Here is a 15,837-nt window from a genome sequence, read left to right as displayed (position 1 = left end):
ATAAGCTTATATTCTACGTTTTAATCTAATTAACTTGATAATGGTTCTGTCTTTTCTCCATATCTCTAAAAGAACCGCTTGCCCATCATTTGACTTGAGGAGATTACTGATATCATCAAGACTATAATTATCAATAGGTTTAAAGTTAATGCCAGTTATTTCATCATCCACTAAGAGGCCGCCCTTTTCTGCAGGAGAATCTTTTTCTAATCTGCTAATGAAATAACGAGTATAAGGTTTGTCTGTCATGTAAATTTCAATACCAGACATGTCATGATCAATAGGATTATAATAACGATTATTTTTTTCCAAATACATATTGCTGTTTTTATAATCAAAAATTACATTAAAACGGCTCAAAATGTCAGACCCAAGATTTCCATTTCTTTCTTTCAACCTTAATTTATTTACTACCTCACTATATTTTGGGAAATTAGTTAACACATTTTTTAGTTGGAAACGTCCAATTTGAAGTGTTTTAACCCTCCCAATATGCCCGCTAATTTCTCCACTTAAACCTACCCCTAAATTCCCATAAATGTTTGGCGAAGGAATTGGGAAATTGGAGTTGTTATAAGCCTCTAGAGATAAAGCATGACTAGCACCGCAATCGACAATAACTTTGGCATTTATTAATCCTGTTTGGGGTGTTTCTACTTTTATATTAATGTAGGGTTTATTGTCAAAAAATTCTAATGGTATTTTTTCTCCTTTTAGTTTGGTTTTTCCATTATTAACACTAAACTGAAGTTTTTTCTGTACGTAGTTTATTTTTACTAAAAAGCTATTAAAAAAATTATAACCAATTAAACCATAAATTTTTTCCCCTACATAGCCAGACAAATTAAAAAAGTCTTGCTTAAAAATTACGGTCGGTATTGTTTCAATGCTTGCATAGCCAATTTTTACACTTACATTATTTGTTAAAAATGCATCAATCTCATCCCCCTCACCAAACCCGTTAATTTTAACAGACCTTATTCCCTTTATAGCCAAACTATCTTTTAATATAGGATCTGTAATTACAAGAGGACCAACTCCTGTATCTAAAATAAAATTAAATGGGCCTTTACCATTGATATAAATTGGAATGATTATTAGATTTTTAATAAAATCAAAGTTTAGGGAACTTCTTTTGATATTTCCCTCAAAAGCGAAATTTTGTGCATGGCAATAGTTCACAAATAACAATTGTGACACCATTAATCCAATAATTAAAGATAATAACTGGACTTTTATTGCCTTTTGCCAATATTTCATGAAACTAAATTAATAAATTAGGGCGCACATTTTTATCATAAATGGATTTATAAATGGAAAACCCCTATTTGCACTATAAAAAACAGCTTATTTATTTGATTTTAATTCTCACAGCTTGTTTTTCTGCTTGTGCGCCCAATAAAATCATAACTAATAAAGTTAAGAGAGAGTTTAAAAATTCCGCAATTATTAAACAATACCAAGTTGGTTTTGCGCTTTTTGACTTAGCAAAAAAGGAAATGATTTTTCAGAAAGATGCTGATAAATATTATACTCCAGCCTCAAATACAAAATTATATACATTTTATGCGGGATTAAAGATGATGCCCGATTCTATTCCCTCATTAAAATATATCGAAAAAGGAGATTCGCTTATTTTTTGGGGAACCGGAGATCCGTCATTTCTCCACTCTCAATTAAAGGGAACAAAAGCATTTAATCTTTTAAAATCTACCAATAAAAAACTATTCTTTGCTCCAGGCAGATATACCGGAGACTTCTATGGAAATGGCTGGCAATGGGATGATTATAATGAATATTATCAGGCAGAAATTAATGAATTACCCTTAATGGATAATATGGTTTTAGTAAGTTCTAAAGCAGGATCTATGCAAATTTCGCCACAAACTTTTGCTTCTTGCTTTATAAAAGATAGTTTAGACAATAAGCCATTTAGGGTTATTAGAGATTTTAATTTGAATCGCTTCAACTATTCTAGCACAGTTATTCCAGCGAAGTATGCGCAGCAAATTCCATATAAAGTTAGCCAATCAACTACAGTAAATCTCTTGAGTGATACACTAAATAAATATGTTGGAATTATAAATATGAAAATGCCAGCTGATGCAAAAATTATTTATAATGTGAAGAGCGATTCCGTTTTTAAAGAAATGCTTTTACCTAGTGATAATTTTATTGCTGAGCAGTTATTATTGGTATATGCAAATAAGTTGGGCGAAGAATTAAACACTGCTAAAGTGATAAATTATGTCGAAAAACAATATTTATCAGCTTTGCCCGATAAACCCAGATGGGTTGATGGTTCTGGATTATCTAGAGGAAATTTGTTTACTCCACGAGATATGGTAAAACTATTAGAATTGATTTATAGTGAGGTAAATAATCAAGAAAAACTATTTGATATGTTGCCAGCCGGAGGAAAAACAGGAACGTTAAAAAATGCGTATCCAAAAACAGATAATCCTTTTGTTTTCGGTAAAACCGGAAGCCTTTCAAACAATCATAATCAAAGTGGTTATGTAGTAACGAAAAAAGGAAAAGTTTTCATTTTCTCTTTCATGAATAATAATTTTGTTTTGCCTACGTCAGATGTGAGGAAGGAAATGGTTAGAGTGATGACTTATATTCATGAAAATTTTTAATGATGAAGAGATTAATTATAGTATTTGCTATTTTAACTGTTTATTGTTCTGCATTTGCGCAAGAACAAATTGTTTATCAAAGCAAAAACCTTCCAAAAGCTGATACAACTTGGGTTTTTAAACCAAAACAGTATAAAAAATTAGATAAGCTTCCTGTTATGTTTTTACTGCATGGATACAGTGGAAATTATAAACAATGGAACGGAATTATGGATGCTCAAAAATATGCTGATGAATACGGTTTTATTATTGTTTGTCCAGATGGCTTATTTAGTAGTTGGTATTTAAATAGTCCAGCTAAAGCTGATTGGCAGTATGAAAATTTTTTCTTTGACGAACTTTATCCCAACATAAAGCAGAAATACAAAGTAGACGATCAGAATATTTTTATTAGTGGGTTGAGCATGGGTGGACATGGAGCGCTTTATTTATTTATAAAAAGACCTGAACTTTTTAGCGGAGCAGGGAGCACAAGCGGAGGGGTGAAATTATCAGATGGATTTGGTAAGTTTGGACTAGGAGAACTACTAGGAAATCCGCTAGCTGATAATGAATTATGGAAGAAGTTTTCTGTTTATGACAACATTGATCAATTAAAGGGAAATCCAAAACCAATTATTTTTGATTGCGGCGCTTCCGATTTTTTCTACGCTTCTAACAATCAATTAAAACAAAAATGCGATGAATTGAAGCTTAATGCAACCTATATTTCTCAGCCTGGAGCTCATAATAAAATGTACTGGGCAAAATCAATAAAACAACAATTTGAATTCTTTAGATCCCAATTAAAATAGAGCTATGAAATTAAAAAATCTACTAATTGCTTTATCTTTTATTTTAACTATTAGTGCCTGTAAGAAAAGCGATGTTAAACCAGATCAAGGCGAACCAACTCCTGTTACTCCTCCGGTTGCTGGGACTCCTTATATACCAGATAATAGTTTTAAAATAGTTGCTTATATGCCTAGTTACAGAGACCCAAATGTTGTTACCGACGTAAAGTACAAAATGATTACGCACTTATTTTATGCGTTTTTAAGCCCAAATGCATCCGCAGACGGCTCTTTAATGGCATTACCTCAACAAACAAGATTTTTAACTGTGCAACAAAAGGCTAAAGCTAATAATGTAAAATTTGGAATCTCTATAGGCATAACAACCGGCGTAACAGAAGCAACGTTTGCTTCGATAGCTAAATCTCAAACAGCTCGAGCCAATTTTGTAAAAAACATAGTAACATTTGCTAAAAACAACAACTTAGATGGAGTAGATATGGATTGGGAATATCCACGGACAGAAAATGGTAATCCAAATACAGATTATACCTTATTAATGAAAGAATTGTCTGACGAACTACATAAAATTAATAAATTTTTGAGTGCAGCAATTACCCCAGCAGTTTATACCTCTACTAATAAAGATGCTATACAATCTGAAGTATATAATTATGTGGATTTTTTTAACATCATGCAATATGACGGTGCGGGATATGATAGTTCTGAGCCTTTAAATCATGCTTCTATGAAGATGACTGATGCAAGTTTAAACATATGGCTAACCACCAAGGGAATGCCAAAAGAAAAAGCAATATTGGGAATGCCACTTTATGGAAAAGATGCCTCTGGATCTTCTATTGGATATAGGGATATTGAGTCTTCTGGAGCTGATGTAACTTTAAATGTTGCCACCGTTAACGGCAAAACCTATGGTTACAATGGAATAACGTTAATTAAAGCAAAAACTCAAAAAGCAAAAGAAAGAACCAATGGAATTATGTTTTGGGAGTTTTCTCACGACTCGAACAATGATAAATCATTAATAAAGGCCGCAAACGATCAACTTGGAAGAACTTATTAATGCAAGAGGAAAATAGCTTTAATCATCTTAATGTTCCATTATCATCAAAAATTAATATCAATGGACAAAGCTATCTTTATTTTGGTGGCACAGCATATCTAGGTATTCCGCAGCATGCAGATTTTATAAAACTGTATTTAAAAGGAATTGAACTTTTTGGATTAAATAACGGTACTAGCCGAAATAATAATATTCAATTAGGTATTTATAATGATGCCGAAAAAGAAGCAGCAAATAGGTTTGGATCAGAATCAGCGTTAATAGTTTCTAGCGGATATTTAGCCGCACAGCTTAGCATAAAGCAATTATCAATCTTTGGAGAGGTAAGATATGCGCCGGCGACACATCCAGCATTGTGGTTAAAGAAAGATCCTAAAATTGAAGGCTCTTTTAGCAGATGGACTAAAAATATTATTGATGAAATTAATTTAAGCGAAAAGAAAAATTGGGTATTAATTAGTAACTCAATGAATAATCTTTTCCCAGAAATTTATGATTTCTCTTTCATCAAGAATATAAATAAAGAAAAGCAGGTTGTTTTAGTAGTGGATGATTCGCATGGAATTGGCATAAATAATAAAGGCTTGAGCGCTTTATCGACAATTCCAAAATGTGATAATATAGATGTTCTACTAATCGCCTCTATGGCAAAAGCGCTCGGCGTAGATGCAGGATTAGTTTTAGGGCCAGAAAAAATTATCACGCAATTAAAGCAGAGCAATGAGTTTTTAGGCGCCTCACCTCCATCTGCTGCGGGTTTGTATGCCTTTATGCATGGCGAAGAGATTTATAAAAATGAATTGAAAAAATTGCAAGAAAACATGGAGCTGTTAAATAATACTTTAGCAGTCAACCCCGATTGGCATTTTTTCCCTGGTTTTCCTGTTTTTTTCTGTAAAAATGCAGACCTTAGCGAAAAGCTGATAAAACGAAATGTGTTGGTTTCATCATTCCCTTATCCAGATAAAAATGGGCCAATAGTAAATAGAGTAGTTTTAAGCAGTTGGCATAACAAAGCTGATATCCAAGAATTAATAACATCCTTATAAACAATGCCATGAAAAATTTTATTCTTATCCTTTTAATGATTTTGCTAGGGCAGCAGAATTTAAACGCACAAAAAACTGTAAAAGTTTGGGTGGTTAGACATGCTGAAAAATTAACGGACGATCCAAAAGATAAAGACCCAGATTTATCTCCCGAAGGCAAAGAAAGAGCAGAAGCACTGATGAAAGAGCTTAAAGGAGAGAAAATCGATTCGGTTTTTGCAACAAACTATAAAAGAACTAAGCTAACAGGATTTCCATTAGCAGATAAGATTGGGATCTCAGTAAAAACATATAATCCAGAAGACCAAAAAGCATTAGCAAAACAATTGATAGTAAATGCTAAAGGGAAAAATATTTTAATTGTTGGTCATTCTAACACGGTACTAGAAATAGTTGAAGCATTTGGCGCAAAAAAACCAGTAAAAGAATTAACTGATGAGGATTACGATTATCTTTTTGAAGTAACGGTTAAAGGAGGCAAGGCTGATGTTAAAGTTAGTCGTTATGGGAAAGAACATCATAGTAAAGAAAAAGAATAGCTATTACAGTTTTTCAAATGGGATATCCATTAAGTCGTAATTCTGCCAGCCATTAAAATCAAAATGCCACCATTCGTTGTAAATGACTTTAAACCCATTTGCTTGCATAGTGTTAATTAAGAAATCTCTGTTTTTTATAATTTCTGAGGGGAGATTTACAAAATGTGGTGCTGCTTCTGGAGCAAAACTATCATAAGGTGTTGGCATAGGTACGTCTTTACCTGTTTTAAGATCAATAATAGTTAAATCTACAGCACAACCACGATTGTGTTTAGAGCCTTTTGCTGGGTTCGCTACAAAGTTTTTATCACTAGCTTTTTGGTAAAAAGAAACAGTAATCGCGTATGGACGATAGGCATCAAAAATTTTTAATCCGTATCCTTTTTTATTTAAGATAGCTTGAATTTTCTTTAAATGTTCTACAACAGGTTTTCTCGCGAAAGCACGAGCTTGTTTATACATGACTTGATGCATAAAATTGTTTTTGGTTGCATAACGAATATCTAAAACAACTGATGGAATAGCCTTTTTAATTTCTACCAGCTCATTATTTGGATTTACTTTATTGTTTGCTGCATAGGTTTTCAAATCATCTATGATTTTTAACCCATAGGGATTTTGCGCATTTTTTTGTGCGCAAGAATTAAGGCAAATCCCTAATAAAAAAAGAAGTAAAAAGTTTTTCATGGCTATTATTGATTAGAAACAACAAGTAATTCTAAATCCTTAAAAGGAAGATTATACATGTTCGCTAAATCTTTATTTGTTAAATGGCCTTGGTAGCAATATAGCGCTTCGCGGATGCCGGGTCTATTCCAAACCATATTCATTAAACCACCCATATCTCCAATATCAACTAATATCGGGGCGAATATATTGGTTAAAGCATAGGAAGCTGTTCTCGGCACTCTAGATGCGATATTTGGCACACAATAGTGAATAACATCATGTTTAATGAAAACAGGATCTTTGTGATTAGTTACTTCGGATGTTTCGAAACAACCACCTTGATCTATACTTACATCTACAACAACAGAATGCGGTTTCATTTTAGCAACAGTTTCTTCCATTACTAAACAAGGGCTGCGGCCATGTTCAGAACGAATGGCGCCAATCACCACATCGCAAGTTGTAATGGCTTTTGCTAGCACAATAGGTTGCATTACCGATGTAAAAACTCTGCTTCCTAAATTATTTTGTAAACGTCGTAATCTAAATATTGAACTATCGAAAACTTTTACTTCTGCACCCAAGGAAAGTGCTGTACGAGCAGCGTACTCGCCAACAGTGCCAGCGCCCAAAATTACAATTTCAGTTGGTGGTACGCCTGTAAATCCTCCTAACATTAATCCTTTGCCGCCAAATGCACTGCTTAAATACTCGGCCGCAATAAAAATAGAAGTGGCACCAACAATTTCGCCCATTGCACGTACTACGCTTAATACATTTCCTTCATCACGTAAGTTCTCAAAGCATAAAGCATTAATTTTTTTATGAAGGATGGCTTTTAGATTTGCCTCTTTAAGCGTGCCAATTTGCAAAGCAGACATCAGCGTTTGGCCTTTGTGCATCAATCCAATTTCTTCTAAAGTTGGCGGAGCAATTTTTACAATGATATCTGCTGCGTACACGTCTTTTTTGCTGAAAGATATTTGTGCGCCTTGTTCACTATAATCTTTATCGGTAAAATTTGCGCCAACTCCAGCTCCAGATTCTATAACAACTCGATGACCATTGTTAATTAACAAGGCAACGGATAATGGTGTAAGTGCTATACGACATTCTTGAAACGAAATCTCTTTTGGAATACCGATATATAAACTATTGCTCTTTTTATTGGTTTCGAGCATCGACTCTTGAGTTTGCATTAAACCTCTTTGAGCAATGGCGGCCATGCCTTCGCGTAATCCTGTAGCCATGTTATAATGTGGTAGTTTTTAGGTGCTTGAAGATACGGAAAATCTGTGAAAACCTCGACATTAAATCTTAATTTGAAATCCTACTAAAATTAAAAGTACGTTGAGTTTCTCCAGATATTTTGATTTCTACTTTTATATAAAGCTCTGGTAATAATTCTTCAATTTTTTGAGGCCACTCAACTAAACAATAATTATCACTATAAAAGTATTCTTCATAGCCAATATCGTAAGCCTCTTGTAGGTTTTTTATCCGATAAAAATCAAAATGATAAACTAAGCCTTTTTCACTTTCATATTCATTAACAATTGAAAATGTTGGGCTACTTACCACGTCTTCAACTCCTAAAACATCACAAAATGATTTGATAAATGTTGTTTTTCCGGCGGCCATTTCCCCTTCGAAAACAAAAAATTTATCTCCATTGGCAAAAGTTAAAAGTTGTTCAGCTACTGTAGGTAATTCAGCTACACTATTAATAGAAATGGATTTCATGTTACAAAGATAGATTCTAACCACATAGAAACATAAATCACTTTTAGAAGGTTTACTTTATGTGAAAACTATGGTGGTATGTTTATTCTATTTAGAACTATAAGTAACCACTGGGATAATCATTTCTTCTAACGAAATTCCGCCATGCTGAAAAGTTTCATTATAATAATTCACAAACTGGTTATAATTGTTCTGGTAAACGAAATATTGATCTTCTTTTGCAAATATGTAATTAGAACTAATATTTATTTTAGGTAATTGCGCTTCATGCGGATTTCTAATTAAAAAAACCTCTTTTGGGTTGTAATTTAAATTACGGCCTTGTTTATAACGCAAATTTGTATTTGTATTTCTATCACCAATTACCTTACTAGGGTGTTTAACTCTAATTGTACCATGGTCTGTTGTAATAATGAGTTTTACTCTTTTTTGTGAAATCTTCTTTAACAAATCTAATAAAGGCGAGTGTTCAAACCACGATAAAGTTAACGAACGATAAGCGGCATCGTCATTTGCCAACTCACGAATCATTTGCATATCTGTACGAGCATGAGAAAGCATATCTACAAAATTGTATACGATAGCATTAAACTCGTTTTCCATTAAATTATTTACTTTTTCTGTTAACTCTTTACCCTGATCAAAAGTTAAAATTTTATGGTAACTGAATTTGCAATCTTTACGCAAACTACGTTTGATTTGTTCGCCTAAAAAAGTTTCTTCGTGTAGATTTTTTCCGCCCTCATCATCGTCATTTTGCCATAAGGAAGGAAAACGTTTTTCCATTTCTAAAGGCATCAAGCCTGAAAAAATAGCATTACGAGCATATTGAGTTGCGGTTGGTAAGATACTCGAATAGGTATCTTCTTCATCTAAACGGAAATATTCTGTAATTAAAGGATTGATAATTTTCCACTGATCGTAACGTAAATTATCGATCAGAATAAAAAATACTGGGGTATTAGAATTAATTAAAGGAAAAGCTTTCTTCTTTAACAGCTCGTTTGATAATAATGGCGGCTCTCCTTTTCCATTTACCCAACTCAAATAATGATCTTCAATAAATCTCGAAAACTGGGTATTTGCTTCCGATTTTTGCATCGTTAGAATTTCATGCATTTGAGGGTCGTCCAATTTTTCCAGTTCTAGCTCCCAGAATACAAGTTTTTTATAAACATCAACCCATTCTTCATAACTCAATTTGTCGTTTAAAGTCATTCCTAAACGCCTAAAATCTTGTTGATAGGCAGAGGAAGTTCTTTCGCTTACCAAACGCTTATTGTCTATAATTTTCTTTATAGTTAATAGTACTTGCTTAGGATTAACAGGTTTAATGAGATAATCATCTATTTTAGAACCGATGGCGTCTTCCATCAGATTTTCTTCTTCACTTTTTGTAATTAGCACAACAGGCACATCAGAACGAATATTTTTGATTGCAGAAAGTGTTTCCAGTCCACTTAAACCAGGCATGTTTTCATCTAAAAAAACTAGATCAAAATGCTCTTTACCAAAAGCTTCTAAAGCATCATTGCCATTAGTAAAAGTTGTAACATGATATCCTTTTTCGTTTAACAATAAAATATGTGGTTTTAGTAAGTTAATCTCATCATCAGCCCACAAAATTTTGGTTTCCTGCATTATATATACTTTTTATGTAAATTAAAGGTTTTAAAAGCGTATGCTTTTTTTACTATCGATAAAAATAGCAATTTTTGTACCGTATAATTTATTTTTGAGAGTTGAACAAAAAGAAAATAATAAATGACCCGGTTTATGGGTTCATCAGTATTCCTTCAGCCTTAGTTTATGATCTAATTTCGCATCCATATTTTCAGCGTTTAAGATATATCAAACAATTAGGAATGACGCACTTGGTATATCCTGGGGCATTACATACTCGTTTTCATCACGCTATTGGTGCCATGCATTTAATGAGTTTGGCGCTTGAGGTGTTAAGAAACAAGGGACATGAAATAAGTGCGGAAGAAGAAGAAGCTGCAACCATTGCAATTTTACTACACGATATTGGTCATGGACCTTTTTCTCATGCATTGGAGCATACGCTAGTCAACGGAATCAAGCATGAGGACATTTCTATGCTCATGATGGATCAGCTAAATGATGAATTTGATGGTAGATTAACACCTGCGATTACTATTTTTAAAGGCCATTACCACCGCAACTTCTTTTGTCAGTTAATTTCTGGCCAACTTGATTTAGATAGAATGGATTACCTAAATCGAGATAGCTTTTTTACGGGTGTGAGCGAAGGGGTAATTAGCTTTGATAGAATTATTAAAATGTTCAATATTGTTGATGACCAATTAGTGATAGAAGAAAAAGGCATTTATTCTATTGAGAAATTTTTAATTGCTCGCAGATTAATGTATTGGCAGGTTTATTTGCATAAAACAGTTATAGCGGCCGAACAATTACTCGTTAAAATTTTAGAAAGGGCGAAAGAATTAGCTTCTGGTGGAGCCAAATTATTTGCTACGCCTGCATTGCAGCATTTCTTGCAAAATGATGTTACTGAGCATAACTTTTTCGAAGACGATAATCATTTGCTTCAATTTTCAAAATTGGATGATCAAGATATTTACGCCGCAATTAAGGTTTGGGAGAACCATCAAGATCCTATTTTAGCAAAACTTTGTCAGATGTTAAACTCCCGTAAATTATACAAAGTAGAAATCACAAATGTGCCTCCATCGGCAGAAAGAATAGAGCGATTAGCAAATCAGACAGCTGTTGCCCTAAACTTACAAGAAGACGATGTAGCTTATTTTGTTTTTACTGATACCATTAGAAATAGAGCATATAATGCAGGGAATAGTAATATTAATATTTTAATGAAGAATAATGAGTTGGTAGATATTGCAAAAGCATCAGATTTATCTAACTTAGAATCTTTAGACAAAACGGTGAAAAAACACATTCTTTGTTATACAAGAGACATTTAGCATTTTTTAACAAAATATTTTACTTTTTGCAACGTTTCGTGTCTTATCCTTGTAATGTAAGATTAACAAGTGTTGTTTATTTGTTCATATCAATTTAACATTTAACTTTGTAACATGCAATTTACTGCCAAGCAGATAAGCGAATTTTTAGATGGCGCCATAGAGGGAGATGCAACTGTAAAAGTTGGAGAGCTTTCTAAAATAGAAGACGGCAGTATTGGTTCGTTATGCTTTTTATCAAACCCTAAGTACGAAAGCTATTTGTACACAACAAAAGCCTCTGTGGTTATTGTATCAACAGACTTTGTACCATCGCAACCTGTAAATTGCACCTTAATAAAGGTAAAAGATCCATATAGCGCATTTTCTGTGCTGTTAGAAAAATATAACGAAGCTCTTAATCAGGATAAAACACAAACAGGTATAACGGAACCATGTTTTATTCATCCGACAGCAAAAATTGGTAAAAATGTTTTTATTGGGGCCTTTTGTTCCATTGAAGAGAATGTAGAGATAGGTGATAATTGCAGAATATATACTCAAATCTATATCGGATCGGATTCTAAAATTGGCAGTGATTGTACAATTTATCCAGGAGTTAAAATATATAATCGCACTAAATTAGGAAATAGAGTAACCATTCACTCTAATGCTGTAATTGGAAGTGACGGATTTGGTTTTGCGCCACAAGCAGATGGAACCTATAATAAGATTGCACAAATTGGCAACGTTATTATAGAGGATGATGTAGAAATAGGCGCTAATACAACTATCGATAGGGCAACAATGGGTTCTACTTTTATCCGTAAAGGAGCAAAATTAGATAACCTAATTCAAATTGCACACAATGTAGATGTTGGTGCTCATGCTGTAGTTGCTGCTCAAAGCGGAATTTCTGGAAGCACCAAATTAGGTGAGAATTCTGTAATTGGCGGACAAGTAGGGATTGCCGGACATTTGAATTTAGGTAAAGGAACACAAATTGGCGCTCAAGCTGGAATAAATTTTAATACAGAAGAAAACAAACAATGGCATGGCAGTCCGGCGCAGCCGCTAAAAGAATGGATGCGCTCTACAGTAATATTTAAAAAACTTCCAGAAGTTGACAAACGGATTAGAGATTTAGAAGCTAAAATAGCAGAATTAACAGCTATTATAGAAAATATAAGTACAATACAAAAGTAAGAATGAACGTTAAGCAAAAGACCATAAAAGGCGAAATTTCGGTTAAAGGTGTAGGTTTGCACACAGGTGCAAATGTCACGTTAACTTTTTGTCCAGCACCTGACAACCATGGTTTTAAATTTCAAAGAATTGACCTGCCTGGACAACCAATCGTTGATGCAGATTGCGATAATGTAACAGATACCGCTAGAGGAACAACTATTTCGCAAAATGGAGCAAGCATTAGCACAGTAGAACATGTAATGGCTTCGTTAGTTGGCATGGATTTAGACAATGTTTTGTTAAAGCTTGATGGTCCTGAAACCCCAATTATGGATGGTAGTTCGATTTTATTTATCGAAGCACTTGAAGAAGTTGGCGTAGTTTCTCAAGACGCAGACAGAGAATATTTCACTATTCCTCACAATATTACATACACAGAAGCTGATAGAAAAGTTGAAATTGTGGCAATGCCATTAGACGATTATCGCTTCACATGCATGATAGATTATAATTCTCCTGTTTTGGGAAGCCAACACGCAGGCATTTCTAGCATAGCTGAATTTAAAAAAGAAATTGCTTCATGCAGAACTTTTTGCTTTTTACATGAATTAGAATATCAATTGCAAAATAACCTAATTAAAGGTGGAGATCTAAATAATGCAATTGTAATTGTAGATAAGGAAGTAACAAAACCTGAGTTAGCGCATTTAGCTAAAATATTTAATAGATCCGCCATAGAGGTTGCCCCACAGGGGATTTTAAATAATATGGAATTGCGCTACCAAAATGAACCCGCTCGTCATAAGTTATTAGATATGATTGGCGATTTAGCATTGGTTGGCGTTCATTTAAAAGGTCATATTATGGCAGCAAGACCTGGGCATGCGGCTAATGTTGCATTTGCTAAAAAAATTAAAGCAGCTATTAAAAAAGAAAAAGGAAAAAAAATACAGAAAGTTTACGATGCCAATGCAAAACCATTGTATGATGTAATGCAGATTATGGATATCTTACCACACAGACAACCATTTTTGTTTGTGGATAAAGTATTAGAACTAAGCAAAACACACGTGGTTGGTGTCAAAAATGTAACCATGAACGAAGATTTCTTTAGAGGTCATTTTCCTGGTGCACCAGTTATGCCTGGCGTTATCCAAATTGAGGCTATGGCGCAAGTTGGCGGTATTTTAGTACTAAGCACTGTTCCAGATCCTAGAAATTATCTAACCTATTTTCTAAAAATAGATAATGTACGTTTTAGAGCACAAGTTTTACCTGGTGATACAATTGTATTTAGATGTGATTTAATGGAGCCAATTCGTAGAGGAATTGCTCAAATGAAAGGCATTGGCATGGTAGGTGAAAAAGTAGTGGTAGAAGCCGAAATGATGGCTCAAATTTCAAGAGTAAAAGATAGCGAAACAGCATAATGATACAACCTTTAGCATATATACACCCACAAGCAAAAATTGCAGATAATGTTGTAGTTGAGCCATTTGCTGTAATCCACAAAGACGTAGAAATTGGCGAAGGAACTTGGATAGGCTCTAATGTTGTAATTATGGATGGGGCTAGAATTGGCAAGAATTGCCGTATTTTTCCAGGCTCCGTAATTTCTGGCATTCCACAAGATTTAAAGTTTGCTGGGGAAGTAACCACTGCAGAAATTGGAGACAATACCACCATTCGCGAATGTGTAACCATTAATCGGGGCACGAAAGATAAATGGAAAACCGTTATTGGTAAAAATTGCTTAATTCAGGCATACTCACACGTAGCTCACGATTGTGAAGTGGGCGATTTTTGTATATTTTCGAATAGTACTACATTAGCTGGTCACATCACCATAGGCGATTACGTTGTTTTGGCAGGTTTGGTAGCCATTCATCAATTTGTTAAAGTTGGTTCACATGCTTTTGTAACCGGCGGATCATTGGTGCGTAAAGACGTTCCTCCATACGTTAAAGCAGCTAGAGAACCACTTTCTTATGTGGGCATTAACTCTGTTGGTTTACGCAGAAGAGGTTTTTCTCCAGAAAAAATTAACGAAATACAAGAAATTTATCGTGTTCTTTTTGTTAAAAACAACAATGTTACCAAGGCCCTAGATATTATAGAGGCAGAATTTCAGCCAACAGAAATTAGAGATGAAATTGTAGATTTTATTCGTAATTCTAACCGGGGCGTAATGAGGGGCTTTGGTACAGGAAGTTAATTCATCCTCAAGATGGAAATTAATCTAAATAATCTCGGTCGTAGATTTAACAAAGATTGGATATTTAAAAATATTAACTACGCTTTTAAGCAAGGCGAAAAATATGCGATACTTGGCCCAAATGGCTCAGGGAAATCAACTTTGTTAAGTGTTTTATTAGGAAGCTTAACTCCGTCCGAAGGGGAAATAACCTACCATAATCCAGCTGAAATTAAAGTTGAACAAATCTATCAATACATCAGCTTTGCCGCACCTTATTTAGATTTAGTAGAAGAATTCACGCTGCAAGAAACAATTGATTTTCATTTTCAATTTAAAGCGTATGCTGATGGTTTAGACGTCTCTTTGGTTCTTAGCTTATTGGGACTAGAGAAATCTCAAGATAAAGCTTTAAAGCACTTCTCTTCGGGAATGAAACAGCGAACCAAATTAGTCTTGGCTTGTTGTGCTAATACACCAATTTTAATATTAGATGAACCCACATCAAATTTAGATTCTCAAGGAATAGAATGGTATTTAGCATTGATAGAAAAATTTACCAACAATAAAATGGTAATTGTTGGTTCTAATCAAGCGCATGAATATGATTTTTGCGAACATCAGTTAAGCATTACTGATTACAAATAGGTTTGTAAAATTGGTAACTTTTTAAATGTTTTTTAACTAAAAACTACTCTATTTCTTTCTAAAACCATCCTTTAAAATTATTTTTAATTTGCTATTGCAGAAATGAAATATAGTATATACCTTTGCGCCACGAAATAAGGCGTAATTAATGGCTATATTTCAAACAAAATTAAAAAAACAATTGCTAGTATTTGTCAATCAAGACGATAAGTTGAGTTGGATATAGCGATTAGAATATAAAAAGAATAAAATAAATTTTCATAGTTTAGTTTTAGGTTTAGGTTGATTGTAGCTTCGGAGTGGTTCCCGAAGCTATCTTTTTTTACAGCTTTTTGGAAAATAGTTTTTACCTTGCGGCTTCAA

At 33.8% G+C, this 15,837-nt stretch carries 15 protein-coding genes; 10 read left to right on the top strand and 5 right to left on the bottom strand.

Features of this window, described 5'->3' with window-relative positions:
- Window positions 1-6: 6 nt before the first annotated feature.
- Window positions 7-1,260, bottom strand: coding sequence for a pepsin/retropepsin-like aspartic protease family protein (locus tag HQN85_RS07085; protein WP_173270657.1), 1,254 nt, complete (start codon window positions 1,258-1,260; stop codon window positions 7-9).
- A gap of 53 nt (window positions 1,261-1,313) precedes the next feature.
- On the opposite strand from HQN85_RS07085, the gene HQN85_RS07080 reads away from it, so the two are divergent.
- Genes HQN85_RS07080 through HQN85_RS07060 form a run of 5 tightly spaced genes read left to right on the top strand, consistent with a single transcriptional unit; the run spans window position 1,314 to window position 6,087 of the window.
- Window positions 1,314-2,642, top strand: coding sequence for a D-alanyl-D-alanine carboxypeptidase/D-alanyl-D-alanine-endopeptidase (locus HQN85_RS07080; RefSeq protein ID WP_173270654.1), 1,329 nt, complete (start codon window positions 1,314-1,316; stop codon window positions 2,640-2,642).
- On the top strand, window positions 2,642-3,436 hold the full coding sequence (locus tag HQN85_RS07075; protein WP_173270652.1) for an alpha/beta hydrolase: 795 nt from the start codon (window positions 2,642-2,644) through the stop codon (window positions 3,434-3,436). Before HQN85_RS07080 ends, HQN85_RS07075 begins: the two co-directional genes overlap by 1 nt.
- 4 nt (window positions 3,437-3,440) lie before the next feature.
- Complete coding sequence (locus tag HQN85_RS07070) at window positions 3,441-4,499, top strand: glycosyl hydrolase family 18 protein (protein WP_173270650.1); 1,059 nt, start codon at window positions 3,441-3,443, stop codon at window positions 4,497-4,499.
- Window positions 4,499-5,548, top strand: a complete 1,050-nt coding sequence (locus HQN85_RS07065; protein ID WP_173270647.1) for an aminotransferase class I/II-fold pyridoxal phosphate-dependent enzyme — start codon at window positions 4,499-4,501, stop codon at window positions 5,546-5,548. Before HQN85_RS07070 ends, HQN85_RS07065 begins: the two co-directional genes overlap by 1 nt.
- Before the next feature lie 8 nt (window positions 5,549-5,556).
- Window positions 5,557-6,087, top strand: coding sequence for a phosphoglycerate mutase family protein (locus HQN85_RS07060; RefSeq protein ID WP_173270644.1), 531 nt, complete (start codon window positions 5,557-5,559; stop codon window positions 6,085-6,087).
- Window positions 6,088-6,090: 3 nt separating this feature from the next.
- Here HQN85_RS07060 and HQN85_RS07055 read toward each other — a convergent pair whose 3' ends face one another.
- The 4 genes from HQN85_RS07055 to porX form a co-directional block, all read right to left on the bottom strand.
- Window positions 6,091-6,774 carry a M15 family metallopeptidase gene (locus tag HQN85_RS07055; RefSeq protein ID WP_173270642.1) on the bottom strand — a complete coding sequence of 228 codons (684 nt, stop codon included), beginning with the start codon at window positions 6,772-6,774 and terminating at the stop codon, window positions 6,091-6,093.
- A gap of 5 nt (window positions 6,775-6,779) precedes the next feature.
- Window positions 6,780-8,006, bottom strand: coding sequence for an alanine dehydrogenase (locus tag HQN85_RS07050; protein ID WP_173270639.1), 1,227 nt, complete (start codon window positions 8,004-8,006; stop codon window positions 6,780-6,782).
- 67 nt (window positions 8,007-8,073) lie between these two features.
- Window positions 8,074-8,499 (bottom strand): tRNA (adenosine(37)-N6)-threonylcarbamoyltransferase complex ATPase subunit type 1 TsaE, encoded by a 426-nt coding sequence (tsaE, locus tag HQN85_RS07045; protein WP_173270637.1) that lies wholly within the window; start codon window positions 8,497-8,499, stop codon window positions 8,074-8,076.
- Between the two features lie 87 nt (window positions 8,500-8,586).
- A complete protein-coding gene (porX, locus tag HQN85_RS07040; RefSeq protein ID WP_173270634.1) occupies window positions 8,587-10,140 on the bottom strand; it encodes a T9SS response regulator signal transducer PorX in 1,554 nt (517 codons plus the stop codon).
- Window positions 10,141-10,241: 101 nt separating this feature from the next.
- Between porX and HQN85_RS07035 the strand changes: the two genes are divergently transcribed.
- The 5 genes from HQN85_RS07035 (at window position 10,242) to HQN85_RS07015 (ending at window position 15,474) form a co-directional block, all read left to right on the top strand.
- Window positions 10,242-11,465, top strand: a complete 1,224-nt coding sequence (locus HQN85_RS07035) for an HD domain-containing protein (RefSeq protein ID WP_173270632.1) — start codon at window positions 10,242-10,244, stop codon at window positions 11,463-11,465.
- A 114-nt stretch (window positions 11,466-11,579) separates the two neighbouring features.
- Entirely contained in the window at window positions 11,580-12,650 is a 1,071-nt protein-coding gene (gene lpxD, locus HQN85_RS07030; RefSeq protein ID WP_173270629.1) for a UDP-3-O-(3-hydroxymyristoyl)glucosamine N-acyltransferase, read from the top strand.
- A 2-nt stretch (window positions 12,651-12,652) separates the two neighbouring features.
- Window positions 12,653-14,062 (top strand): bifunctional UDP-3-O-[3-hydroxymyristoyl] N-acetylglucosamine deacetylase/3-hydroxyacyl-ACP dehydratase, encoded by a 1,410-nt coding sequence (locus HQN85_RS07025; RefSeq protein ID WP_173270626.1) that lies wholly within the window; start codon window positions 12,653-12,655, stop codon window positions 14,060-14,062.
- Complete coding sequence (gene lpxA / locus HQN85_RS07020; protein WP_173270623.1) at window positions 14,062-14,847, top strand: acyl-ACP--UDP-N-acetylglucosamine O-acyltransferase; 786 nt, start codon at window positions 14,062-14,064, stop codon at window positions 14,845-14,847. Before HQN85_RS07025 ends, lpxA begins: the two co-directional genes overlap by 1 nt.
- 12 nt (window positions 14,848-14,859) lie before the next feature.
- Window positions 14,860-15,474: an ABC transporter ATP-binding protein gene (locus tag HQN85_RS07015; RefSeq protein ID WP_173270621.1), complete on the top strand. Its 615-nt coding sequence runs from the start codon at window positions 14,860-14,862 to the stop codon at window positions 15,472-15,474.
- The last annotated feature ends 363 nt before the right edge of the window (window positions 15,475-15,837 follow it).

The organism is Pedobacter boryungensis (genome assembly GCF_013204825.1).
Taxonomy (GTDB): domain Bacteria; phylum Bacteroidota; class Bacteroidia; order Sphingobacteriales; family Sphingobacteriaceae; genus Pedobacter; species Pedobacter boryungensis.
This window is presented reverse-complemented; position numbering and strand designations above follow the sequence as displayed.

What these genes read in the sequence shown, in the direction of transcription:
- HQN85_RS07065 (WP_173270647.1), top strand. Translation starts at nt 4,499, where the DNA reads ATGCAAGAGGAAAATAGCTTTAATCATCTTAATGTTCCATTATCATCA.
- HQN85_RS07015 (WP_173270621.1), top strand. Translation starts at nt 14,860, where the DNA reads ATGGAAATTAATCTAAATAATCTCGGTCGTAGATTTAACAAAGATTGG.
- HQN85_RS07070 (WP_173270650.1), top strand. Translation starts at nt 3,441, where the DNA reads ATGAAATTAAAAAATCTACTAATTGCTTTATCTTTTATTTTAACTATT.
- HQN85_RS07055 (WP_173270642.1), bottom strand. Translation starts at nt 6,774, where the DNA reads ATGAAAAACTTTTTACTTCTTTTTTTATTAGGGATTTGCCTTAATTCT.
- HQN85_RS07085 (WP_173270657.1), bottom strand. Translation starts at nt 1,260, where the DNA reads ATGAAATATTGGCAAAAGGCAATAAAAGTCCAGTTATTATCTTTAATT.
- HQN85_RS07075 (WP_173270652.1), top strand. Translation starts at nt 2,642, where the DNA reads ATGATGAAGAGATTAATTATAGTATTTGCTATTTTAACTGTTTATTGT.
- lpxD (WP_173270629.1), top strand. Translation starts at nt 11,580, where the DNA reads ATGCAATTTACTGCCAAGCAGATAAGCGAATTTTTAGATGGCGCCATA.
- tsaE (WP_173270637.1), bottom strand. Translation starts at nt 8,499, where the DNA reads ATGAAATCCATTTCTATTAATAGTGTAGCTGAATTACCTACAGTAGCT.
- HQN85_RS07080 (WP_173270654.1), top strand. Translation starts at nt 1,314, where the DNA reads ATGGAAAACCCCTATTTGCACTATAAAAAACAGCTTATTTATTTGATT.
- lpxA (WP_173270623.1), top strand. Translation starts at nt 14,062, where the DNA reads ATGATACAACCTTTAGCATATATACACCCACAAGCAAAAATTGCAGAT.
- HQN85_RS07025 (WP_173270626.1), top strand. Translation starts at nt 12,653, where the DNA reads ATGAACGTTAAGCAAAAGACCATAAAAGGCGAAATTTCGGTTAAAGGT.
- HQN85_RS07060 (WP_173270644.1), top strand. Translation starts at nt 5,557, where the DNA reads ATGAAAAATTTTATTCTTATCCTTTTAATGATTTTGCTAGGGCAGCAG.
- HQN85_RS07050 (WP_173270639.1), bottom strand. Translation starts at nt 8,006, where the DNA reads ATGGCTACAGGATTACGCGAAGGCATGGCCGCCATTGCTCAAAGAGGT.
- porX (WP_173270634.1), bottom strand. Translation starts at nt 10,140, where the DNA reads ATGCAGGAAACCAAAATTTTGTGGGCTGATGATGAGATTAACTTACTA.